Here is a 23,088-nt window from a genome sequence, read left to right on the forward strand (position 1 = left end):
ATGGAGGAGAAACGTGAAGTTATATATCTACGATCACTGCCCGTTCTGCCTTAAAGCCCGCATGATTTTCGGCCTGAAAAATATCCCCGTCGAACTGATTGTGCTCCTGAACGATGATGAATTAACCCCCACCCGAATGATCGGCCAGAAAATGGCGCCAATCCTGCAAAAAGACGATAGCCGCTATATGCCGGAAAGCATGGATATCGTGCACTATGTCGATAAGCTGGACGGCAAACCGCTGCTTACCGGCCCGCGTAATCCGGCGGTGGAAACCTGGCTGCGGAAGGTCAACGGCTACGCGAACCGCCTGCTGATCCCCCGCTTTGCCAAATCCGCGTTTGATGAATTCGCCACGCCAGAGGCGCGCGCCTATTTTGTGAAAAAGAAAGAGGCGGCTATCGGCAGCTTTGCCGACCATCTCGCCCATTCCCCCGGTCTGGTGAAGAACATCAGCGACGATCTGCGGGCGCTGGATAAACTGATTGTCCAGCCAAACGCCGTCAACGGAGAACTCTCTGAAGATGATATTCAGCTCTTTCCTCTGCTGAGGAATCTGACGCTGGTTGCCGGCGTGAACTGGCCGAGTCGGGTGGCCGCCTATCGTGACAACATGGCCAAACAGACGCAGATCAACCTGCTTTCTTCAATGGCTATTTAACCTCAAGGCAGCGGATGGTTTGGCCCTTCGCTGCCGAACGCCTCTTTTTCAGTCTTTTCCGCTAGCACCTCCTGCGCTGGCGGGCCATGCTGCTTTGTGTCAGGATGAACCCATGGCATGACATTAAGGAATCCAATGAAAAAGATGTTTATCGCGGCCGCGCTTATCGTTAGCGGCCTGCTTAGCGCCTGTAATCAGCTCACGCAATATTCCGTGAGCGAGCAGGAAATCAATCAGGCGCTGCAGAAACGTAACCACTTCGCTAAGGATATTGGCCTGCCAGGCGTAGCGGATGCCCATATTGAACTGCAAAATCTTACCAGCGCTATTGGCCGTGAAGAACCAAACAAAGTCACGTTAAGCGGCGTGGCCAATTTAGATCTGAATTCACTTTTCGGGAACCAGAAAGCGACCATCGATCTGAAGCTCAAAGCGCTGCCGGCTTTCAATAAAGAAAAGGGGGCCATTTTCCTGCAGGAGATGGAAGTCGTCGATGCTAAAGTTCAGCCGGAAAAGCTCCAGTCTGTCGTACAGACGCTGATCCCTTACCTGAATCAGTCCCTGCGTAGCTACTTCAATCAGCAGCCTGCCTACGTCCTGCGCGAGGATGCCAGCACCGGTGAAGCGCTGGCGAAAAAGTATGCTAAAGGGATTGAAGTGAAGCCCGGCGAGATTATTATCCCGTTCACCAACTGATGGCTCGGGCGCTGAAGCGCCCGATTTTTTACGGAAGTTGATGCAAAGGAAAACGTTTACGCTTATCCTTAGTGCCCGGCAAAAACAGCCCTGATGACTGAACCTATTAGCCGGAGCCTTCCATGACAGCACAATCCCAGGTATTGAAAATCCGCCGCCCTGATGACTGGCATATCCATCTGCGCGATGACGATATGTTAAAAACCGTCGTGCCTTATACCAGTGAATTTTATGGCCGGGCAATCGTGATGCCAAACCTGGTACCGCCTGTCACTACCGTCGAAGCCGCCCTCGCCTATCGCCAGCGTATCGTTGATGCGATCCCTGCGGGCCATGATTTTACGCCGCTGATGACCTGCTATCTGACGGATACGCTCGACCCGGCTGAGCTGGAGCGCGGATTTAACGAAGGCGTATTCACTGCCGCCAAGCTCTATCCGGCCAACGCCACCACCAACTCCAGCCACGGCGTCACCAGTACGGATGCCATTATGCCGGTGCTGGAACGCATGGAAAAGCTGGGGATGCCTCTGCTGGTTCACGGTGAGGTCACCCATGCTGATATCGATATTTTTGACCGGGAAGCGCGCTTTATTGAAACGGTCATGGAGCCGCTGCGTCAGCGCCTGCCCGGCCTGAAGGTGGTCTTCGAACACATCACGACCAAAGATGCCGCTGAATACGTACGCGACGGTAACGAGCTGCTGGCGGCCACCATCACCCCGCAGCACCTGATGTTCAACCGTAACCATATGCTGGTTGGCGGCGTGCGTCCCCACCTTTATTGCCTGCCGATCCTGAAACGCAATATTCACCAGCAGGCGCTGCGCGAACTGGTTGCCAGCGGTTTTGACCGCGCTTTCCTCGGCACGGATTCCGCTCCCCATGCCCGCCATCGTAAGGAAGCCAGCTGCGGATGCGCAGGCTGTTTTAACGCGCCGACCGCGCTGGGCAGCTACGCCACGGTATTTGAGGAGATGAACGCCCTGCAACACTTTGAAGCCTTCTGTTCGCTTAACGGCCCCCGCTTCTATGGCCTGCCGGTCAATGAGGGCTACGTGGAGCTGGTGCGCGAAGAGAGCCAGGTGGTCGAGAGTATCGCCCTGCCAGGCGACGCGCTGGTGCCGTTCCTTGCCGGGGAAACCGTGCGCTGGACGATGAAAAAATAAATATCCTGCCCCCTGTTGTAAATCTTCAGATAGTACTGTATAAACAAACAGTACATTATCCAGGGGGCAATTATGCGTATTGAAGTCTCTATCGCCAAATCAACAGCCTTACCCAACGGCGCCTTAGATGCGCTGAACAATGAACTCTCGCGTCGTATCGAACAGCAGTTTCCCTCTACCTCAAGTCAGGTAACGGTTCGGTATGCGGCTAATAACAATCTGTCGGTTATCGGCGGCCTGAAAGAAGACAAAGACCGGATTAGCGAAATCCTGCAAGAAACCTGGGAAAGCGCTGACGACTGGTTTGTCCGCGACTAGTCAATTAAATTTGCTCCCTCATTGTGCAATTTTTTGCCGGGTCGCCCCGGCTTTTTTATTTTTTTCATAGTCAGACTCTCCCCTATTGCTTTTCCTTAGCACCTTCATAAATAACAATTAACCCTCCCTGATTTGCCTAAAAAATCAGCAAATGGGCGCGTATGTATCTCTATTTCATTTAATTTCTCGAGTTTATTCTTGACTACTGATATAATTAACTTGCTTCAAAAAACACGCATTAAACCTCGAGAACTGTTGTCTTTTAACATATGAATAAGGGGTTATGATGGAAAAGAATAATGAAGTCATCCAGACCCATCCCCTCGTCGGATGGGACATCAGCACCGTTGATAGTTACGATGCGCTGATGTTGCGCCTGCACTACCAAAACCCCGCTCAAGAAAGCAGTAGAGACGCAGAGATTGGCCAGACGCTATGGCTAACGACGGACGTCGCACGTCAGTTTATTTCGATTCTGGAAGCAGGTATTGCGAAGATTGAATCTGGCGAATACCAGGAAAATGAGTATCGAAGGCATTAAAATTTAGCGCTAATGTCAGAATATTCACTTAACAGGCACCCTCGGGTGCCTGAATTATTTTCGGGCTTGTATAACAGCAGGTTGTTAATTACCCTGCTAATAAAGCAATAACCTGGAACTCACCATGCAATACGATCTTATCATTATCGGTAGCGGCTCGGTCGGCGCTGCCGCAGGCTATTATGCGCGGCAGGCAGGGCTCAATGTACTGATGATTGATGCCCATCAGCCGCCGCATCAGGAAGGCAGCCATCACGGCAGCACCCGCCTCATTCGTCACGCCTACGGCGAAGGCGAAAGATATGTCCCCCTGGTACTGCGCGCGCAACAGCTATGGGATGAGTTTGCCGCCGCCAGCGGTGAAGCCGTCTTTGAACGTACAGGAGTGATTAACCTCGGGCCTGCCGGCTCCGACTTTCTGCGCAATGTTGCCAGCAGCGCGCGCGAGTTCCAGCTCAATATCGAAGAAATGGATGCGCAGACGGTGATGACTCGCTGGCCGGAAATTCGTATTCCTGATGATTATCGGGCGATATTTGAACCCGCATCCGGCATACTGCGCAGCGAACTGGCCGTTGAAAGCTGGATCCGTCTGGCACGCGAAGCGGGCGCCGCACAGCTCTTCAACTGCCCGGTTTCGGCCATTCACCACGCGCCAAACGGCGTAACCGTCGAGACGCTTGATGGTGAATACAGCGGCAAAAAACTGCTGGTTAGCGCCGGTACCTGGGTTACCCGGCTGATGCCAGAACTTCCTGTCCAGCCGGTACGTAAAATTTTCACCTGGTTTCAGGCGGATGGCCGCTACAGCAGCAAAAATAATTTCCCGGCGTTTACCGGTGAGTTAGCGAATGGCGATCAGTTTTACGGTTTCCCGGCAGAAGATAACGAATTGAAAATCGGCAAGCATAACGGCGGGCAGCCTATTTCCACGCCGGAAGAGCGTAAGCCGTTTGGTGCCGTTGCAACGGACGGCTCTGAAGCTTTTAGCTTCTTGCGTAATGTGTTGCCCGGTATCGGCGGCTGCCTGCATGGCGCATCCTGTACCTATGACAACACCGCCGACGAGGACTTTATCATTGATACGCTGCCCGGCCAGCCGGATACGCTATTGATTACCGGCCTGAGCGGACACGGCTTTAAGTTCGCACCGGTACTCGGTGAACTGGCCACACGGTTCGCGCTTGAAGAACCCTTTGGGTTTGATCTATCCCCGTTTTCACTGGCGCGGTTTAAGAAATAATCGCCCGCCGTACAACCTGACAACCACGCTAAAGAAACGGCCTCGCTTGAGGCCGTGAATGATGAGAGAGATGATGCGTCGCCTGTTCGAATTACTGGTTAACAACGTCCGCGAACATTTTATGATTTATCTGGCGCTATGGCTTCTGCTGGCGTTTATCGATCTTATCTGGCTATGGTTTTTCTGAAGGCTCAGGATCCGGGATCCCCAGCTTCGTATTCAACCGACCGCGAGATTTATTAAAGATCTTATTGCCATTCTCGCGGCCGGCGCGCAGTTTTCGCTGCTCCTCTTCCGGCAGCTTATGCTCTTCCATGCAGGCTTCGCTACAGCAGCCGGCGAATTTCTCCGCGCAGGCAGGACACTGAATAAACAGCAGGTGGCAACCATCGTTCAGGCAGTTGGTATGGCTGTCGCAGGGAGCACCGCACTGATGGCAATGGGCGATAACATCATCTGAGATACGCTCTCCCATCCGCTCATCGAATACAAAGTTCTTACCGACAAAGCGAACCGGCAGCCCCTGTTCGCGCGCGCGTCGCGCGTATTCGATAATCCCGCCCTCAATATGCGAGACCTTAGTGAACCCATTGTGCTTCATCCACGCGCTGGCTTTTTCGCAGCGGATACCGCCGGTGCAGTACATCACGATATTTTTATCTTTATGTTCCTGCATCATCTCAACGGCCTTCGGCAGCTGGTCGCGAAACGTATCCGCCGGGATCTCCAGCGCGTTCTCGAAATGGCCGACCTCATATTCGTAATGGTTACGCATATCAATAAAGACCGCATCCGGGTCGTCCAGCATCGCGTTGACTTCCGCAGCCTTTAAATAATCGCCCACGTCCGATGCATCAAACGTCGGATCGTCAATCCCATCCGCGACGATCCGATCGCGTACCTTGAGACGCAGAACCCAGAAGGATTTACCGTCATCATCGAGGGCGATATTCAGGCGCAGGCCATTCAGGGCGGGATCAAAAGCGTATAAGAATTCGCGCAGCGCATCGACCCGGCTTTGCGGAACGCTAATTTGCGCGTTAATACCTTCGTGAGCCAGATAAATTCGGCCAAAAACGTTCAGCTTAGTCAACGCAATCCACAGCGCATCGCGCGTGGCTTTTGGGTCGATAATAGTGAAATATTTATAAAACGAGATCGTCGTGCGCGGCTCGGTCTCAGCCAACATTTGCGCCTTTAACGTCTCATTTGAAATGCGGTTATGTAACACTGGCATGGTGTACCTGCTCGGCATAGGCAATGAGTAAAATAAACGGCGGGCATCATATAGCAAACACGCTTAATTTACATCCCCACATTTTGCGCTACATTTTTCTCACCCATATTTGCTTGCGTTAACATTAAATGCCATCTGCGGCCGGTATTTTGGCTGAGGCATAAAAAAATGCGATAATAGAACACGTTGCTTAATTAAACAGGTATGAGATGACCCATTTACCTAAATTTTCCGCAGCGTTGCTGCACCCGCGTTACTGGTTGCTTTGGCTCGGGATCGGCCTGCTCTGGTTGGTTGTTCAGCTGCCTTATCCGCTGATTTATCGCCTCGGAACCGGTCTTGGCCGCCTCGCCATGCGGCTAATGAAGCGCCGGGCCAAAATAGCCAACCGGAATCTGGAGCTCTGTTTTCCCGATAAGAGCGAACAAGAGCGTCACCGCATGGTCGTGGCAAACTTTGAATCCGTTGGCATGGGGTTAATGGAAACCGGCATGGCCTGGTTCTGGCCGACGAAGCGTATTGCGCGCTGGACTGACTCCATCGGCGTCGAGCATATCCGTGATGTTCAGGCGCAAAAGCGCGGCATTTTGCTGATTGGCATTCATTTCCTCACGCTGGAGATGGGCGCGCGCATGTTCGGTATCAACGAGCCGGGCATTGGCGTTTATCGTCCAAACGATAACCCGGTTATCGACTGGCTGCAGACATGGGGACGCCTGCGCTCCAACAAAGACATGATCGATCGTAAAGATCTGAAAGGCATGATCCGCGCGCTGAAAAAGGGTGAAGTGATCTGGTATGCGCCGGATCACGACTATGGCCCGGCCGCCAGCGTATTTGTGCCGTTTTTCGCCGTTGACCAGGCCGCGACCACCTCGGGCACCTGGATGCTGGCAAAGATGTCTAAAGCCTGCGTTGTGCCGTTCGTGCCGCGCCGTAAACCGGACGGTAAAGGCTATGAGCTGATTATCCTGCCGCCGGAGTGCGATCCGCCGCTGGACGATGCGGAGACTACCGCCGTCTGGATGAACAAAGTGGTAGAGAAGTGCATATTGATGGCGCCGGAACAGTATATGTGGATGCATCGCCGCTTTAAAACGCGTCCTGAAGGCGTTCCTTCTCGTTACTAGCGCCTCCCGGCGCGCGGTCGCGCAATGACTCCGCATCTGAATCCGGATGCGGGGTAAGCCCCACCGTTCAGAGCCCTCCTTTAGCTTTAAAAGCTCTCCTCCATTGCGGCAACCATTTCTCAGGCGCATAATTAGCAGGCTCATATTTTCAATTATTTGACCTGCGTGGCAGGCCAGTGGAATCCTATGCCCTCTGCTGATACCCCCATTAACTGGAAACGTAATCTCACCGTCACCTGGCTCGGCTGCTTTTTAACCGGCGCCGCCTTTAGCCTGGTGATGCCGTTCCTCCCGCTCTACGTCGAACAACTCGGCGTAACCGGCCATAGCGCCCTCAATATGTGGTCAGGGCTGGTTTTCAGCATTACCTTTTTATTTTCCGCCGTGGCCTCCCCCTTCTGGGGCGGTCTCGCGGACCGCAAAGGGCGCAAAATTATGCTGCTGCGCTCGGCCCTCGGTATGGCAATCGTTATGCTGCTGATGGGCCTGGCGCAGAATATCTGGCAGTTTCTGATCCTGCGCGCGCTGTTAGGTCTGCTCGGCGGATTTATTCCTAACGCCAATGCGCTGATAGCGACGCAAATTCCCCGTCATAAGAGCGGCTGGGCGCTGGGGACTCTCTCTACCGGGGCGGTCAGCGGCGCGCTGCTGGGGCCGCTGGCCGGCGGTTTCCTGGCCGATCACTGGGGATTGCGTACCGTCTTCTTTATGACGGCAGGCGTGCTGTTTATTTGTTTCTTATTTACCCTTTTTCTCATCCGCGAAAATTTTGTCGCCGTCAGTAAAAAAGAGATGCTCAGCGCGAAAGACGTTTTCACGTCGCTTAAAAATCCGAAGCTGGTGCTGAGTCTGTTTGTGACATCGCTGATTATCCAGGTGGCTACCGGTTCTATCGCGCCGATTTTGACGCTTTACGTGCGCGATCTCGCCGGCAACGTCAGTAATATTGCGTTTATCAGCGGCATGATAGCTTCAGTCCCCGGTATTGCCGCCCTGCTTAGCGCCCCTCGCCTCGGTAAACTCGGCGACCGTATCGGTCCGGAAAAGATCCTGATCGTTGCGCTGGTGATTTCTGTCCTGCTCCTGATTCCCATGTCGTTTGTCCAGACGCCGCTGCAGCTGGGGATCCTGCGCTTCCTGTTAGGCGCCGCCGATGGCGCGCTGCTGCCGGCAGTGCAAACGCTGCTGGTGTACAACTCCACCAGCCAAATCTCGGGCAGAATATTCAGCTATAACCAGTCGTTCCGCGATATCGGCAACGTCACGGGCCCGCTCATCGGCGCATCGGTTTCCGCCAACTACGGCTTCCGGGCAGTCTTTTTAGTCACCGCCGGTGTGGTGCTGTTCAATGCGGTCTACTCGACCCTGACCCTCGGTCGCTCCCGCCGCCCCCGGGCAACGGACAATCCGGGTTCCGGCACGCATTCGGTAAATTAATGTCCGTGTGGCGTTCACCTCCTTGACGCATTGCCAACCGCCTTCTATAGATTGAATCGTGTTCATTTCTATTCATCTTAGGAGGTTAGCCATGCCAAAGGATTCGATGTTCTATGCCACGCTTGAAGAAGCAATCGATGCAGCCCGCGAGGAGTTTCTGGCTAATAATCCCGATAGCGACGAAGAGAGCGCCAGCATTGAGCAGCTAAATATCCAGAAGTACGTACTCCAGGACGGTGATATTGCCTGGCAGGCCGAATTTTTCGCCGACGAGGATGAACAGGGCGAATGTCTGCCGGTCCTCAGCGGTCAGGCTGCGCAGAGCGTCTTTGACGGCGATTATGATGAGATTGAGCTTCGCCAGGAGTGGCTGGAAGAAAACACGCTGCATGAATGGGATGAAGGCGAGTTTCAGCTTGAACCCTCTCTCGATACCGAGGAGGGCCAGGCTGCCGCCGATGAATGGGATGAACGCTAATTAGTTATAGGGGCCATGGCTGGCGTCAAGCGGCAGCAGTAGCGTATCAAACACCAGCGAAAAGGGCAGATCGAGAATAGTGATATAGCGCCATGCTGAATCACGAACATCCCACTGAACGCCGGGATAGTACTGGTTTCCATGGCCCTGGCCAGGCACTGTGCGGCTGATAATACTCCCGCAGCCGCTGAGAAACAGCGTCATTGCGATAACCAGTAAAACTCTCATCAACAACCTCGATTTTCAGGTAAAAAAATACCGGCACCATTGCCGGTATTTTCCTTAACGTACGGCTTACTTCGTTTTTAACGCCAGCGGATTCAACGTCAGTTGCTGATAGGCGCCTACCCACGAAGAGTATTTCTCCGGTGCGGCCCACACGCGATAGTGCAAGCGTGACATCGTGACCGGGTCGCTCAGCAATACCAGACGACGATCGCGGTTTAGTTTATCCGGCGTCTCGTTCAGCGCCTGCTCAACGTGACGTTCGCGGGCGATATCCAGAATATGCCCGTGACGGTGGCGCGCGGTGGCCATCGCCGTTGCCAGCGCGTTAAACGACGGGTTAAATACCGCATGCATAAAGCCGTCGTCCAGCGAACGCTGACGGTTAAGCGTCAGGTAAGCGTCAGTATCTTTAAGCACCTGCGGCGGGGAGTACTCTTCCGGGATCAGGAACAGCTTCCAGCGTTTAGTGCGCAGGCCGATGGTGGCGCGGCTGGAAATGGCCGACACGAACGGCGACAGAATCAGCGACACCACAATCGGCGCCAGCCAGAACAGGAAGCGCAGATCCAGCCATGCCATGCCCACCGCCCAGACCAGACCCAACAGCATCTGCGAGCCGTGACGCATAAACGCTTCGCCCCACGGGGTAGAGTCGTCATCACGCTGCGGCGAGTTCCACACCACTTCCCAGCCGAGGAACGCGCTGACCACAAACACGGTATGGAACAGCATACGCACCGGCGCCAGCAGCACCGAAAAGAGCACCTCCAGCAGCAGAGAAAGGGTCACGCGGATAAATCCGCCGTACTCTTTTGGCCCTTTACACCACACCAGGATAATACTCAGCAGCTTCGGCAGAAACAGCAGCACCATGGTGGAAGCAAACAGGGCAATGGCCAGCTCCGGACGCCACTGCGGCCAGACCGGGAACAGCTGCCGCGGCTGCAGAAAGTACTGCGGTTCGGTCAACGCATGCACCACCTGCAGGGCAGTTGAGAGCGCAAGGAACATAAACCACAGCGGCGCCGACAGGTATGACATCACGCCGGTCAGGAACACCGCGCGGTGAACCGGGTGCATCCCTTTAACCAGGAACAGGCGGAAGTTCATCAGGTTCCCCTGACACCAGCGGCGATCGCGCTTCAGCTCGTCCAGCAGGTTCGGCGGCAGCTCTTCATAAGATCCGGGGAGATCGTAAGCAATCCAGACCCCCCATCCGGCGCGACGCATCAATGCGGCTTCGACGAAGTCGTGCGACAGAATGGAACCCGCGAAGTTACCCTCACCCGGCAGCGGCGCGAGGGCACAGTGCTCAATAAACGGTTTCACCCGGATAATGGCGTTGTGTCCCCAGTAGTGCGACTCACCCAGCTGCCAGAAGTGCAGCCCGGCGGTAAACAGCGGGCCGTAGACGCGGGTGGCAAATTGCTGACAGCGAGCATACAGCGTATCCATGCCCGACGCGCGAGGCGATGACTGGATGATACCGGCATTCGGGTTCGCTTCCATCAGGCGCACCAGGCCGCTCAGGCACTCACCGCTCATGACGGAGTCGGCATCCAGCACCACCATGTAGCTATACTGGCTACCCCAACGGCGGCAGAAGTCATCAATGTTACCGCTTTTGCGCTTCACGCGGCGGCGGCGGCGGCGATAGAAGATCTGCCCTTCGCCCTGCACTTCGGCAATGAGCTCCATCCACGCCTTTTGCTCTGCCACGCAGATATCCGGGTTGTAGCTATCGCTCAGGATATAGACATCAAAGTGCTCGGCGTTGCCGCTGGCCTTTACCGACTCCCAGGTCGCACGCAGGCCGGCGAATACGCGGTCAACGTCTTCGTTGCAGATCGGCATGATCAGCGCCGTGCGATGCTCCGGGTTCAACGGCTCATTCCCGACGGTGGAGGCTGAGATACTGTACTTATCACGCCCGATGAGCAGCTGCAGGAAGCCCATCAGCGCGGTCCAGAACCCCGCTGAGACCCAGCAAAAAAGCACGGCGAACAGGATCAGGATCCCCGACTGCAGCACATAGGGCAGCAGCTGCATAAAGGAGATCCACAGGTTCTGCCCCACCATATCCGCCGGGTTAATCAGCGCCCAGCCCTGGTAGGGCAAAATGGTTTTCATGTACCACGTCGCCACCACGGTCTGCGCCAGCGTCAGCAGCAGCAGAATGTAGCGGCGGATAGAGCCGACGGTACGCCATTTCTGCTCGCTCTCCTGCTCTTCCTGGCTCAGGCGAGAAAGATAGCGCGGCGTCACGTCGCGTCCGCGCAGCCGATCCCAGAAGCGCCCGACCGGGTTAGTCCGCCAGGGGTCCGGAAACATGGAGGAGCGTTTTGCTTTCGGCATGGCGTTGAGCTGAGTGCGCCCTTCGTCATCCTTAACCAGCTGGTTACCGGCCAGTGAATCTGGCCAGCTGTGCTCCAGCCGCGATTTTACCGACCCCAGCGGGGAGTCGTCTTCGCGGTGGTAAACGTGATGTTCAGCGTCCAGTGCTTGATGTACGGCCTGCAGACTTGCGTCAGGTAACGCGCGTTTTTCTGCATCCGACAGCGGCAATGCGTCGATGTACTTCGTTATCTTATTCATTGGCAGGCAGCTGATAGCTCCAGGTTTCGCTCAGCGTCTGGTCGGTATTGACCAGGGCTGCTCGCATATCCGTGGTTTTCTTAGGATCTTTCACTTTGACGCGCAGGATCATACGCCAGCCTTTCGTTACTGGGTTGTAGCGCACGGTATTTTCGACGATTTCAGCGTTATCGCCGATGCTGGCCTGGGCAGTCACTGGCGTATCTGCGGGCAGCTTTTTCATCTCGGCGCCGGTGAAATCGACAATAAAGGCAATGGTGCCATCAGGCTGGCGGATCAGATTCGATTGCTTGACGTCGCCGGTAGAACGGCGGGTCTGCATAACGTAAGCGTTATCCGGCGCATGCAGTTTGTCTTCGTCACGGCTGAAAGTGATGGTGTATTTGAAGTTCATCTCTTTGCCGGGTTCCGGCAGCTGATCCGGCGTCCAGTAGGTGACGATGTTATCGTTGGTTTCATCGTTGGTTGGGATCTCGACCAGTTCGATTTTCCCTTTGCCCCAATCACCTTTCGGCGTAATCCACGCGCTTGGGCGCAGATCGTAGCGGTCGTCGAGGTCTTCAAAACGCGAGAACTGACGGCCGCGCTGCAGCAGGCCAAACCCCTGCGGGTTTTCCATTGCGTAGCTGCTGACGGCCAGGTGTTTCGGGTTATTGAGCGGACGCCAGATCCACTCACCGTTACCGGCAAGAATGGACAGCCCGTTGGAGTCGTGCAGCGCCGGGCGGTAGTTGGTGGTCGGAGACGGCTGATGCGGCCCGAACAGGAACATGCTGGTCAACGGCGCCACGCCCAGTTTACCGACTTTGTCACGCAGATAGACCTTAGACTGCACGTCCACCACGGTATCGCGACCGGGCATGATCACAAAGCGATAGGCGCCGGTTGCGCGCGGGGAATCAAGCAGCGCATAAATCGTCAGGCGTTTATCGGTGGCTTTAGGACGCTCAATCCAGAACTCACGGAAGCGCGGGAACTCTTCTCCGGACGGCAGCGCGGTATCGATAGCCAGTCCGCGGGCAGAAAGCCCATATACCTGGCCCTGACCGAGCACGCGGAAATAGCTTGCTCCGAGCATGCTGACGATCTCATCGTTCTTGTCTTTGCTGTTGATCGGATACAGAACCTTAAAGCCCGCAAAACCGAGGTCTTTAACCGTGTCTTTATCGTGCTGAACGTTGCCAAAATTAAAATAGTCCGGGCTATATTTAATTTTACGTACGCTGGTTGCCGTCACTTCATTAATGGTGACCGGCGTATCGAAATACATACCCTGGTGATAAAACTCGAGCTTGAACGGGCTTTTCAGATTATTCCAATAGGCTTTGTCGTGATTAAACTGAATTTGCTGATAGTCCGCATACTTCATGTCGCGGAAGGCAGAGGGCAGGTTACTTTTAGGCGCTTCAAAGCCTTTGCCGGCTAACGTTTGTGCCTCTTTTGCGACGTCATCAATGCTGAATGCCCATGCAGATGAAGTACACAGGGACAACATTACGGCTGCGCTTAACCAACGCATTTTCATCATCTGTGGTTTATGTTTCATATAAGTAAGCACTTCCCCCTTTGTGTGCTTAAATCGATCCGATCTATTTTAATGGAAACTCAGGCATTCCGACAACATAATCCCTGCATTGTTCGGCATCGCGGCACAGGGAATACACAGTTACTGCCCCGTTTGCACTTTGCGTGCTTATCCTGGAGACAGTTAACCAGAGTTCATGTAGGGTTGCAGAGAATTTAAACGTTATCACGTTGAGTGATAAGACGAATTGTCTGAGAATGTAGTGATATTGTATGAATAATACTCCGGTACAGCGTGAATATTTTTTCGATAGCATCCGCGCCTGGCTGATGCTATTGGGCATCCCTTTTCACATTTCGCTCATTTACTCCAGCCACAGCTGGCATGTTAACAGCGCCGAGCCCTCGTGGTGGCTGACGTTATTTAACGACTTCATCCATGCCTTTCGCATGCAGGTCTTCTTTGTGATTTCCGGCTATTTTTCCTACATGCTTTTTCTGCGCTATCCGCTGAAAAAATGGTGGAAAGTACGCGTTGAGCGCGTCGGCATTCCCATGTTAACGGCGATCCCGCTCCTGACCCTGCCGCAGTTTATTATGCTGCAGTACGTCAACGGTAAAGCGGATAACTGGCATACGCTGTCAGGCTATGACAAGTTCAACACCCTCGCCTGGGAGCTGATCTCTCATCTGTGGTTTTTGTTGGTGCTGGTGGTCCTGACGTCGCTGGGCGTGGTGATGTTCAAATGGCTGACGCGACCGCGTTCTGCCGCTGCGCCCACCTTTGGTGACACCGTCACATTAGGCCAGCTGTCGATGATTTTTCTCGCTCTGGGCGTGCTGTACGCGGTCATCCGCCGCACTATTTTTATCCTCTATCCGCCCATTCTCAGCAACGGTCTGTTCAACTTTATCGTGATGCAGACGCTGTTCTATCTGCCTTTCTTTATCCTGGGCGCCCAGACGTTTATTAACGCGCGGCTGAAGACGATGTTCACGACTCCCTCGCCGTGGTGCTTTGTGGCGGCTTTACTGGGATTTATCGCCTACCGACTGAATCAGCAGTACGGCTCGGGCGATGGCTGGATGTACGAAACGGAGTACGTGATTACGATGGTGCTGGGGCTATGGATGGTCAACGTGGTCTTTTCGCTTGGCCACCGTTTGTTAAATTTCCAGTCCGCGCGGGTGACCTACTTCGTCAACGCATCGCTATTTATCTACCTGGTGCACCACCCTCTGACCCTGCTCTACGGGGCATGGATAACCCCGGTCATTCAATCAAATACCCTTGGATTTATCACCGGGCTGGTTTTTGTTGTCGGGATTGCACTGGTGCTGTATGAAATTCATCTGCGGATACCGCTGTTGCGCTTTCTTTTTTCCGGAAAATTCCAGCAAAAGACGGCTAAGCCGCAAATTTCCGCCAGTTAAAACAGGGCGCTGCTGTGTGGAACGCACAAGCAGCGCTATTTTTGCGCAAACAACAGCTGAAAGACATCGCGGTACAGGCTCTCCATCGCCGCTTTATCTACCGTCGGAGCCGTCGCCAGGTCGCAACGGTATGCCGCCCCTTCCGTTAATATCGCGATAAATTCGCAGGCGACGCTAATTTGCTCCGCGGTCATCTCAGGATGGTAGTGGCGGGTAAGCCGCCCGCCCTCCTCTTTCAGGCGACGATCGGCCTGGATCATAATTTCACGCAGGCGCGGATTTCGGGACGCCTCGGCGTTAATTTCCATCAGCAGATAATTATCGTTTTTCGTAGACTCGGTCGCGGGGAGCACGCCGGCTAAAACTGAAGCCATGCGGGCTAAATCATGATTCCCGGCAACCATTTCACCCACTCTGGCATTCACGATCTCGCTGACGATAACTTCGATGATCTCTTCTTTGCTGGCGAAAACGCGATATAGCTGGCCTACGCTAAGGCCAGCCTGACGCGCAATATCCGCTACGGAGGCGCCATGCAGGCCCTTTTCTGCGAAACATTTTTGTGCCGCGGCAACAATTTCCATCCGGCGAAGCCGTTGTTTTTGTAGAACCTTCCCTTCAGTCACCGATGACTCTCCCGTTATGATAGTTTCCCGTCTTCGCAGGAAACTATCATATCTTATTCTGATGGCCGAGTTGCGCGCGACTCGCCTCGAGTAATTGGGTATAGATGCCGGCGGTTTCGCTATCAAAACAAACGAAATAAACGCGCTCCAGCGGATTGTAGCGAGTGAGAAAGGCAGTTACCGTCCGCACGGCTATCTCCGCGGCGGCCTTTTTAGGGTAACCATATACGCCGGTGCTGATAGCAGGAAATGCGATGGATCGGTAATTATTTGCCGAGGCCAGCAGCAGGCTATTTTTGTAAACGTCAGCCAGTAATTCCGCCTCCTGCCGGTCACCGCCGTGCCAGACCGGCCCTACGGCGTGAATCACCGCGCTGGCGGGCAGATTTCCTGCCGCCGTAATCACCGCATGACCCGGCGGACACTCTCCCTGCTGTTGCCGCACAACTTTGCAGGCAGCCAGCAATTCCGGCCCTGCCGCGCGGTGAATCGCCCCGTCCACCCCGCCGCCGCCAAGCAGCGACGGATTAGCCGCGTTGACGATAACATCGACCTCAAGCCTGGTAATATCGCCGAGAACCACTTCAGGTTGAACAGACATTTCTCCTCCTGTCGGCATACGTCTTGAAAGGAATACAGGAGGATAATATGGCACGATAGCCCCCGGGGCGAAAGCCCGGGGGCAGAGGGTTACCGATAATCAACATCCAGAATGGCGAGGGTCCGTTGCGGATTAATATAGCGTAATTGCGCATAACGGATATTTTCGTTGCGGATATTCCCTTTCTCAAGCTGCTGAGCGGAAATTTTAATCGTCTCCGCTCGCGGGCAATCCATAATAACCTGATTATTGATTGCATCGAGCTGGCAGGGTGCTTCCACCACCCGTCCGTAAAAATGGACGACGCCAGCCACGGTCTGTTCGGCGATCGCAGGGCTAATAAACGAGGGTAATATAAACAGGGCTGCAAGCGAAGCATATCTAATTGTTTTCATTATAAAACTCCTCTGCATATCGGTATAGCTACTGAAGAGCACCAGCCATCCATGAGTGCGACGAGTTAATTTTTTTTACTTCAATTTAATTATATTAACAATTTAAAAACAAAAAATATCATTTGTTTAAATGTGCTAACAAAATCGATTCACTAACTCCCGGTACAGTTAAAGTTGCGGATATATAAGGAAAAACAAAATGGCGGGAAGATTTATGATGAGGTAATACCTGGCAGCAAAAACAGCCAAAGAGCCCGACGGGCTCTTTGGTGATGAAAAGTGGGATAAGTTAAAAAGATTCGCGACTTTGATTAGCCAGAGATTTATTTTTCTCCGCCCGGGTCGCCAGCCACAGGCCGCTATTTTTCATGGCATAGCCAAATACCAGGCCCAGCGCGAGTGAAGGCACAACTAAACGCCAGTCGCCGCCGGCGGCAAACGTCGCACACGCGCCGATAAAAGTACCCGGCACAAAAGAGAGAATCAGCTGACGCGCCTGGATACACATCAAAAACGCCACGACGCCGGTCATGATATAGCTAACCACTTCCAGCTGCGGCGCCAGCGCGCTACCGTGAATAATCACCAGCGCCCACACCACGCCGCTCATGACCGTACAGGTCGAAATAAGCAGCCCTTTTAACCCACCTTGCGGACAGGCAAAGTAAGCCGTACAGCCGAGGAAACCTGCCCAGCTCAGCAGACCCAATGCGACCGCCACCCATCCCCAGATACCGGAGAGAATGCCCGTCGTTAATGCGATTGCGAAGAGTATGTTCATGGCGCGTATCATAGCAGAAACGCGCCCGTCAAATGCGACACAGAGCACACTAAATGAAATTCAGAATGTTTTGTTGCAACTAAATTGTGACTTTAATCACAATTTATTGCTCATTTTCTTCCTGCAGCTCATCCCACATGGCGGAGAGGGCTTCACGAGTCAGCGGGGCCATGGCGCGCCAGAACGGCGTGGTTGCATGGGCTTCAACTTTGCCCAGGAACTCGCCGCACCACGGCAGAATATACTCAGCGAAAAGGGTTTCCAGAACGTCGCTTTCATCTTCCGGCGCGTGATCTTCCAGCCACGAAGCGGCCAGCAGCAAGGAGCCTAAATGATCCGCCGCGCCCTCCCCCGTGGGGACACCATGCGCGCTGAGGAAAGTACGAACGTCAGCTTCCGTAGCGCCTTCTACCCATGCGCTACGGTAAGGCGCCACGCGGCACTCTTCACCGACAAACAGCGCGTTGTATTCGGCGGCCAGAGACGGCATATCGCAGCTTTTTTGCAGACGCTCCAGCAGTTCATCCTGCTCCAGCGGCCAGCTCGCTGCCAGCTTCCCTTCGCGAATAAGGGTAAACAGCGGCACCAGCAGCGGGTCCTGCGGCTGACGATAATAGAGAGAGCCCAGCACGCGGCAGAGGATTGAAAACTCATTCATTCATTTATTCCAGTTATTCAAATTAAAGTTCAGCAAACTCAGGAATCGCAGGCATCCCACGCGATTCAAGAAAATTAAGCAGACGCCGCGGCGTCACGTTAAGAATTCGCTCTTCCGGAAAATCAACAGCATCGAGGATTTTGCGACATTCGCTAAATTCACCAAGCGTGAATGCCGTATGGGAATCCGAACCCAGCGCAACCCAGCCGCCGGCATCGCGTACGGCCGCGGCAACGGCACGGCAGTTATCTTCGCTGCCAATGCGCGACGAAACAAAGGATGAGTTATTGATTTCCAGCGCCACGTGGTGCTTCGCCGCTGCCGCGGCAATGGCCGGGATATCAACGGGAAACTTAGGATTACCCGGATGGCTAATGATATGCACCGCGCCGCTCGCTATCGTGGCGATCATCGCTTCGGTATGCGTTGCTTTATCCTTTGGAGGGAACACCGGCTCGTGAAAACCGGCAATGATCAGGTCCAGCGAGTTGAGCATCGGGCCGGTACAGTCAATTTCGCCCTGGGTATTTTTGATATTGGCTTCGATACCGCGCAGAATACCAACGCCCTCCACCAGCCGCGGCCAGATACGCATATTAATAAAATGCCAGTAGTGAGGCGCATCGGCCATATCGGGCCCGTGGTCGGTAATGGCAAAGAGTTTGATCCCCTTGCGCTTTGCTTCTGCAATATAATCGTGCAGGGTACTGTAGGCGTGGGTGCTGGCGACGGTATGCATGTGCAGGTCAACAGGATACATCACAATCTCCTTCTCTGTTTGTGGCAAGAATAGCAGGAATCTGCGCCTGTGATCAGCAAAAACCCCGCTCACGCGGGGCTGTCGCTTAGTATCCCAGCTGGCGATCGACCTGCCCGCTGACCGTTTCACCTCGTTCTAACTGACCGATGGTTTTGGCGATATAAGCCATGGCTTCCAGAGGCCGGGTGACGGCGGCAACATGCGGCGTCATCGCCACTCGCGGATGCCGCCAAAGCGGGCTCGCTTCAGGCAGCGGTTCGCGGCTGTACACATCCAGCATCGCGCCTTTCAACTTGCCGCTATTCAGCGCGTCCAGCAGATCGTCTTCCACCACATGAACACCGCGAGCCAGATTCAGCACGTAGCTGTTATCCGGCAGCTGCGCCAGGCGCGCGCTATTAATAATTCCAACGGTTTCCGCCGTGTTGGGCAGCAGGTTTATCAGCACTCGTGTTCCGTTGAGGAACGCATTCAGCTCCTCTTCTCCGGCAAAGCTGGTGACCTGCGGCCAGGATTTGCGGCTGCGGCTCCAGATGCGTAACGGAAAGCCCCAGCTTTGCAGGGCGTCGGCCACTTTCGCGCCAAGCACGCCCGCGCCCATAATGCCGATGGTGAAATCTTCACGCTGATACTCCTCCAGCGGCTGCCACCGCGCCTCTTGTTTTAATGCCTGATAGTCATCAAAACGACGGAACCAGTGCAACACCTGGCTCACCGCGTATTCTTGCATCTGCAGCCCCATGCCGGTGTCTTCCAGACGGAACAGCGGAGTTGACAGCGGCAGCATTTCCGGGTGTTCCCGCAGTTTGCTGAGGATTGAATCGACGCCGGCGCCAAGGGCAAAGACGGCTTTAAGCTGGCGGCCCTGGAGCATTTCTACCGGCGGATGCCAGACCAGCGCATAGTCAGCGGGTTGATTATCTCCGGGTTTCCACTCGCGGACGCGCGAGCCGGGCAGCTGTTTTTCCAGTTCCGTAATCCAGAAAGGGGTGTCGAACGTGGGGTGGTAAAAGATGATATCCATAAAGGCTCCTGATAGCCGACGCTGCTGGCAGGTTAGGTTAGCGTCGCGTTTTACTCGTTGTTTTCTATTGGATTGCCAGCATAGCAAATTTCATTCGCCGAGCGTGCGAAAAAGGGAATGGCGATAAAAAAATCGATTTTCGCCCATTTAGGGAGCAAGTTGCTTGAAGTTTGGCTAAACGCGCGATTTTTTAAAAAAGTTGATTGACGGGAGATACGTATTTCCCTAAATTAGCGCCCGTTCCCGGCAACAACGGGAAAGACAATATGGTGAGGTGTCCGAGTGGCTGAAGGAGCACGCCTGGAAAGTGTGTATACGGCAACGTATCGGGGGTTCGAATCCCCCCCTCACCGCCATATTTTAAGAAGAGCTCGTACGCAAGTACGGGCTTTTTTTTCGCATATAGCACCCCGTCCGGTAGCCCGGACAGATGCGCAGCATCGCCTCCGGGAAATTCTGCTACTCCATGCTCTTCTCCCGGGGGCTGCGCGATGCGCGTGCCCGGGCTACAGTACCGCAGATTGCCGATAGCCCGTAGCCCGGGTAAGGCGTTTACGCCGCAACCCGGGGAATATGCCGTGACGCGGTATTGCTGTGGCTTCTTCCCGGCTTGCGCTGCGCTTAGCCGGGCTACCGGGCCGCAGATTGCCGGTAATCCGAGCCCGGACAGGCGCATCGCGCCGCCGCCGGGATTGTGGCAAATGCTAATCCTCTTCCATCCGCTGATACTCTTCGCTGAGAAAATCCACCAGCGCCCTGACCGAGGGGAGTAATCCGCGACGAGAGGCAAACACCGCATGGATCACCTCCCTGCGCGGTTGCCACTCATCGAGGACAACCACCAGCTCTCCGGCGGCCAACTGATCGCGCACCATTAATAAAGGAAGCTGTACCACCCCAACGCCGGCAATGGCCGCTTCACGGAGCGCCAGCATATCCGTGGTGACCAGCCGGGGAGTAAAGTAGATTTCCGCCCTTGCCCCCTCCGGGCCGGTCAACTGCCACTTATGCTGATGCTTGCCCGCCCCCAGGCTTAACCCCGGCCAATCGCTTAGCGCTGAAGGAACCTGAGGCTGCCCCTGCCGCTCCACCAACCGTGGGCTGGCGACCAGACGGTGCCCGCGATCGGCCAGAACACGCATCACCAGATCGCTATCTTCTATCGGCCTTGGACGTACGCGAATCGCGACGTCGACGCCCTCTCCAACAACGTCAACGCGCCGGTTAGTCGCTTCCAGCTGCAGATTCACGCCCGGATAGCGCACCATAAACCGTGCCAGCATCGGCCCGATATGCGCATGCAATAGCGTTACCGGGCAGGTCAGCTTTACGCTCCCGCGCGGCTCGGAACGCAGGGTTTCCACCGCCTGTTCTGCCGCTTCCGCCTCGATCAGCATCGCTTTGCAGTGCTGATAAAAGGTCAGGCCAACTTCCGTTACCGCAAACTGCCGGGTTGTACGTTGAATCAAACGGACGCCGAGGCGTTCTTCTAGCTGGGCGATACGACGGCTCAACTTGGATTTGGGTTGATCGAGCGCTCTGCCCGCCGCGGCAAAACCACCGTGATCGATCACCTGTACGAACCAGGCTAAGTCATTGAGATCCTGCATCCTTCCCCCATCGTTCCATTTTTAGAACAGTATAGGTCATTTTTGCTATCTAGCGGACTATTAGTGGCGAATATATGCTTATTCACATCAGAAACAGCTATTCAGGAGACTGCCATGAAACAAATTACAGGTATCTACACCGCGCCTTCACAGCACTGGGTAGGCGATGGTTTCCCGGTTCGCTCAATGTTCTCTTACCAGACTCACGGCGAACAGCTAAGCCCCTTCCTGCTGCTCGACTACGCAGGCCCCCATCACTTCCCGGCGGGGACAGGCAAACGCGGCGTCGGCGAACATCCGCATCGCGGATTTGAAACCGTCACCGTGGTCTATTCCGGCGAAGTTGAACATCGTGACTCTACTGGCAGAGGCGGCGTCATTGGGCCGGGCGATGTGCAGTGGATGACCGCAGGCGCCGGGATCCTGCATGAAGAGTTCCACTCGGCGGAATTTACCCGTACCGGCGGCGAGCTAAAGATGATTCAGCTCTGGGTCAACCTCCCGGCGAAAGACAAAATGACGCAGCCGGGATACCAGAGCATCACTGCTGATGTGATTCCTGACGTTGAGCTGCCGAATAATGCGGGCCATATGCGGGTTATTGCCGGGCGCTACGAAGATATTGTCGGCCCTGCGCACACGTTTTCTCCGCTTAACGTCTGGGACCTGCAGCTTAACCAGAGCCAGGAAATCACGCTGCATCAGCCTGCCGGCTGGAGTACGGCGCTGGTCGTTCTGGAAGGTGAAGTGGTGGTGAACGGCGAGGGTAGCGCCCGCGAGGGTCAGCTGGTGGTGCTCAGCCAGAAAGGAGAAGCGCTCCACCTCTCGGCCAGTAGCAACGCAAAAGTACTGCTGATGGCCGGTGAACCGCTGCAGGAGCCGATCGTGGGCTACGGCCCCTTTGTGATGAATACCAAAGCACAAATCGCGGAAGCGGTTCGTGATTTTAATAGCGGCCGCTTCGGCCAAATCTGATATTGAATGAGGTGAATAATATGTCTACCCCAGCTAACTTTAATGGTTCTCGTCCGGTTATTGATGTCAATGATACCGCCATGCTGCTGATTGACCACCAGAGCGGTCTGTTCCAGACCGTGGGTGATATGCCGATGCCGGAGCTGCGGGCGCGCGCCGCCGCGCTGGCGAAGATGGCTTCATTAGCCGGGATCCCGGTGATCACCACGGCGTCAGTGCCGCAGGGACCAAACGGCCCGCTGATCCCTGAGATTCATGCGAACGCGCCCCATGCGCAATATATTGCGCGTAAAGGAGAGATTAACGCGTGGGATAACCCGGAATTTGTTGCCGCAGTAAAAGCAACCGGGCGTAAAACGCTGATTATCGCCGGTACCATTACCAGCGTCTGCATGGCGTTCCCGTCCATTGCCGCCGTCGCCGATGGCTATAAGGTTTTTGCCGTCATTGATGCTTCCGGTACCTATAGCAAGATGGCGCAGGAAATCACCCTCGCCCGCGTCGTCCAGGCTGGCGTCGTGCCGATGGATACCGCAGCGGTTGCTTCTGAACTGCAGCGCACCTGGAATCGCCCGGATGCCGCTGAGTGGGCCGAGGTGTATACCAAGGTCTTCCCGGCATACCAGCTGCTGATTGAGAGCTACGCCAAAGCTCAGGACGTGGTGAAGAATAACGAACAGCTTGATTCACAGCGTTAAAATGACTGCCCCGCCGTGCTACGGCGGGGCAGTGTTCATTGCTTAACCGAACGATAGCGAAAGCATAAATACTGCTTGACCGTTTTAGCGCAACTCCCTATAGTAGCGCCCCGTTGCCCACCCAAGGTGAGCGACAAAACAATATGGTGAGGTGTCCGAGTGGCTGAAGGAGCACGCCTGGAAAGTGTGTATACGGCAACGTATCGGGGGTTCGAATCCCCCCCTCACCGCCATATTTTAAGAAGAGCTCGTACGCAAGTACGGGCTTT

Annotated in this window: 25 protein-coding genes and 2 tRNA genes; 15 read left to right on the forward strand and 12 right to left on the reverse strand. The window is 54.7% G+C overall.

Features of this window, described 5'->3' with window-relative positions:
• Nucleotides 1–13 precede the first annotated feature (13 nt).
• The 7 genes from grxB to ABLU96_RS26535 all read left to right on the forward strand — a co-directional run bounded on the left by grxB (nt 14) and on the right by ABLU96_RS26535 (nt 4,815).
• Complete coding sequence (gene grxB / locus ABLU96_RS26505; RefSeq protein WP_004849875.1) at nt 14–661, forward strand: glutaredoxin 2; 648 nt, start codon at nt 14–16, stop codon at nt 659–661.
• 135 nt (nt 662–796) lie between these two features.
• Entirely contained in the window at nt 797–1,357 is a 561-nt protein-coding gene (locus ABLU96_RS26510) for a lipoprotein (RefSeq protein ID WP_004849873.1), read from the forward strand.
• A gap of 122 nt (nt 1,358–1,479) precedes the next feature.
• On the forward strand, nt 1,480–2,526 hold the full coding sequence (gene pyrC, locus ABLU96_RS26515) for a dihydroorotase (RefSeq protein ID WP_014838079.1): 1,047 nt from the start codon (nt 1,480–1,482) through the stop codon (nt 2,524–2,526).
• Between the two features lie 72 nt (nt 2,527–2,598).
• The gene (gene dinI / locus ABLU96_RS26520; protein ID WP_004101040.1) at nt 2,599–2,844 is read left to right on the forward strand and encodes a DNA damage-inducible protein I; all 246 of its coding nucleotides are present in this window, start codon (nt 2,599–2,601) and stop codon (nt 2,842–2,844) included.
• Between the two features lie 286 nt (nt 2,845–3,130).
• Complete coding sequence (gene bssS / locus ABLU96_RS26525) at nt 3,131–3,385, forward strand: biofilm formation regulator BssS (RefSeq protein WP_004101039.1); 255 nt, start codon at nt 3,131–3,133, stop codon at nt 3,383–3,385.
• Between the two features lie 124 nt (nt 3,386–3,509).
• A complete protein-coding gene (solA, locus tag ABLU96_RS26530) occupies nt 3,510–4,628 on the forward strand; it encodes an N-methyl-L-tryptophan oxidase (RefSeq protein WP_064405269.1) in 1,119 nt (372 codons plus the stop codon).
• Nucleotides 4,629–4,701: 73 nt separating this feature from the next.
• Nucleotides 4,702–4,815 carry a YceO family protein gene (locus ABLU96_RS26535; RefSeq protein ID WP_004101037.1) on the forward strand — a complete coding sequence of 38 codons (114 nt, stop codon included), beginning with the start codon at nt 4,702–4,704 and terminating at the stop codon, nt 4,813–4,815.
• On the opposite strand, the gene ABLU96_RS26540 is transcribed toward ABLU96_RS26535, so the two are convergent.
• On the reverse strand, nt 4,801–5,865 hold the full coding sequence (locus tag ABLU96_RS26540; RefSeq protein WP_004849866.1) for a rhodanese-related sulfurtransferase: 1,065 nt from the start codon (nt 5,863–5,865) through the stop codon (nt 4,801–4,803). The genes ABLU96_RS26535 and ABLU96_RS26540 overlap by 15 nt on opposite strands.
• 209 nt (nt 5,866–6,074) lie before the next feature.
• On the opposite strand from ABLU96_RS26540, the gene ABLU96_RS26545 reads away from it, so the two are divergent.
• The 3 genes from ABLU96_RS26545 (at nt 6,075) to ABLU96_RS26555 (ending at nt 8,910) form a co-directional block, all read left to right on the forward strand.
• Nucleotides 6,075–6,995: a Kdo(2)-lipid IV(A) acyltransferase gene (locus ABLU96_RS26545; RefSeq protein WP_004849864.1), complete on the forward strand. Its 921-nt coding sequence runs from the start codon at nt 6,075–6,077 to the stop codon at nt 6,993–6,995.
• A 186-nt stretch (nt 6,996–7,181) separates the two neighbouring features.
• Nucleotides 7,182–8,432, forward strand: coding sequence for a multidrug efflux MFS transporter MdtG (mdtG, locus tag ABLU96_RS26550; RefSeq protein WP_014228827.1), 1,251 nt, complete (start codon nt 7,182–7,184; stop codon nt 8,430–8,432).
• 91 nt (nt 8,433–8,523) lie between these two features.
• Nucleotides 8,524–8,910: a MysB family protein gene (locus tag ABLU96_RS26555; protein WP_004137236.1), complete on the forward strand. Its 387-nt coding sequence runs from the start codon at nt 8,524–8,526 to the stop codon at nt 8,908–8,910.
• On the opposite strand, the gene ABLU96_RS26560 is transcribed toward ABLU96_RS26555, so the two are convergent.
• The 3 genes from ABLU96_RS26560 to mdoG all read right to left on the reverse strand — a co-directional run bounded on the left by ABLU96_RS26560 (nt 8,911) and on the right by mdoG (nt 13,279).
• A complete protein-coding gene (locus tag ABLU96_RS26560) occupies nt 8,911–9,138 on the reverse strand; it encodes a YceK/YidQ family lipoprotein (RefSeq protein ID WP_004849859.1) in 228 nt (75 codons plus the stop codon).
• A gap of 66 nt (nt 9,139–9,204) precedes the next feature.
• Nucleotides 9,205–11,733, reverse strand: a complete 2,529-nt coding sequence (gene mdoH, locus ABLU96_RS26565; protein ID WP_014228826.1) for a glucans biosynthesis glucosyltransferase MdoH — start codon at nt 11,731–11,733, stop codon at nt 9,205–9,207.
• Nucleotides 11,726–13,279, reverse strand: coding sequence for a glucans biosynthesis protein MdoG (gene mdoG, locus ABLU96_RS26570; protein ID WP_004101027.1), 1,554 nt, complete (start codon nt 13,277–13,279; stop codon nt 11,726–11,728). The genes mdoH and mdoG overlap by 8 nt, the downstream gene beginning before the upstream one ends.
• Before the next feature lie 251 nt (nt 13,280–13,530).
• Between mdoG and mdoC the strand changes: the two genes are divergently transcribed.
• Entirely contained in the window at nt 13,531–14,691 is a 1,161-nt protein-coding gene (gene mdoC / locus ABLU96_RS26575) for a glucans biosynthesis protein MdoC (RefSeq protein WP_004849851.1), read from the forward strand.
• A 35-nt stretch (nt 14,692–14,726) separates the two neighbouring features.
• On the opposite strand, the gene ABLU96_RS26580 is transcribed toward mdoC, so the two are convergent.
• The 7 genes from ABLU96_RS26580 to ghrA form a co-directional block, all read right to left on the reverse strand.
• Nucleotides 14,727–15,317 carry a TetR/AcrR family transcriptional regulator gene (locus ABLU96_RS26580; protein WP_004849849.1) on the reverse strand — a complete coding sequence of 197 codons (591 nt, stop codon included), beginning with the start codon at nt 15,315–15,317 and terminating at the stop codon, nt 14,727–14,729.
• Between the two features lie 46 nt (nt 15,318–15,363).
• Nucleotides 15,364–15,918 (reverse strand): O-acetyl-ADP-ribose deacetylase, encoded by a 555-nt coding sequence (ymdB, locus tag ABLU96_RS26585; protein WP_048261568.1) that lies wholly within the window; start codon nt 15,916–15,918, stop codon nt 15,364–15,366.
• Nucleotides 15,919–16,007: 89 nt separating this feature from the next.
• Nucleotides 16,008–16,313 carry a type 1 fimbrial protein gene (locus tag ABLU96_RS26590; protein ID WP_064405268.1) on the reverse strand — a complete coding sequence of 102 codons (306 nt, stop codon included), beginning with the start codon at nt 16,311–16,313 and terminating at the stop codon, nt 16,008–16,010.
• Nucleotides 16,314–16,602: 289 nt separating this feature from the next.
• Nucleotides 16,603–17,094 (reverse strand): DUF1097 domain-containing protein, encoded by a 492-nt coding sequence (locus ABLU96_RS26595; RefSeq protein WP_014228820.1) that lies wholly within the window; start codon nt 17,092–17,094, stop codon nt 16,603–16,605.
• 103 nt (nt 17,095–17,197) lie between these two features.
• Nucleotides 17,198–17,752 carry a molecular chaperone gene (locus ABLU96_RS26600; RefSeq protein ID WP_025106901.1) on the reverse strand — a complete coding sequence of 185 codons (555 nt, stop codon included), beginning with the start codon at nt 17,750–17,752 and terminating at the stop codon, nt 17,198–17,200.
• Nucleotides 17,753–17,774: 22 nt separating this feature from the next.
• Nucleotides 17,775–18,512, reverse strand: coding sequence for a phosphatase (locus ABLU96_RS26605; RefSeq protein WP_025106900.1), 738 nt, complete (start codon nt 18,510–18,512; stop codon nt 17,775–17,777).
• An 85-nt stretch (nt 18,513–18,597) separates the two neighbouring features.
• Entirely contained in the window at nt 18,598–19,536 is a 939-nt protein-coding gene (ghrA, locus tag ABLU96_RS26610; protein WP_064405264.1) for a glyoxylate/hydroxypyruvate reductase GhrA, read from the reverse strand.
• Between the two features lie 268 nt (nt 19,537–19,804).
• Here ghrA and ABLU96_RS26615 point away from each other — a divergent pair.
• Nucleotides 19,805–19,892: transfer RNA gene (locus ABLU96_RS26615), tRNA-Ser, on the forward strand.
• Between the two features lie 348 nt (nt 19,893–20,240).
• Here ABLU96_RS26615 and ABLU96_RS26620 read toward each other — a convergent pair.
• Complete coding sequence (locus tag ABLU96_RS26620) at nt 20,241–21,146, reverse strand: LysR family transcriptional regulator (protein WP_014228816.1); 906 nt, start codon at nt 21,144–21,146, stop codon at nt 20,241–20,243.
• Nucleotides 21,147–21,260: 114 nt separating this feature from the next.
• Here ABLU96_RS26620 and ABLU96_RS26625 point away from each other — a divergent pair, with 114 nt between their 5' ends.
• The 3 genes from ABLU96_RS26625 (at nt 21,261) to ABLU96_RS26635 (ending at nt 23,052) form a co-directional block, all read left to right on the forward strand.
• Nucleotides 21,261–22,121, forward strand: a complete 861-nt coding sequence (locus ABLU96_RS26625; protein ID WP_014228815.1) for a pirin family protein — start codon at nt 21,261–21,263, stop codon at nt 22,119–22,121.
• Nucleotides 22,122–22,141: 20 nt separating this feature from the next.
• Nucleotides 22,142–22,819 (forward strand): isochorismatase family protein, encoded by a 678-nt coding sequence (locus ABLU96_RS26630; protein WP_014228814.1) that lies wholly within the window; start codon nt 22,142–22,144, stop codon nt 22,817–22,819.
• Nucleotides 22,820–22,964: 145 nt separating this feature from the next.
• Nucleotides 22,965–23,052 (forward strand) — tRNA-Ser (locus ABLU96_RS26635).
• The last annotated feature ends 36 nt before the right edge of the window (nt 23,053–23,088 follow it).

Origin of the sequence: Klebsiella sp. CN_Kp106, assembly GCF_040064575.1 — a bacterium.
In the GTDB taxonomy this organism is placed as follows: Bacteria; Pseudomonadota; Gammaproteobacteria; order Enterobacterales; family Enterobacteriaceae; genus Klebsiella; species Klebsiella michiganensis.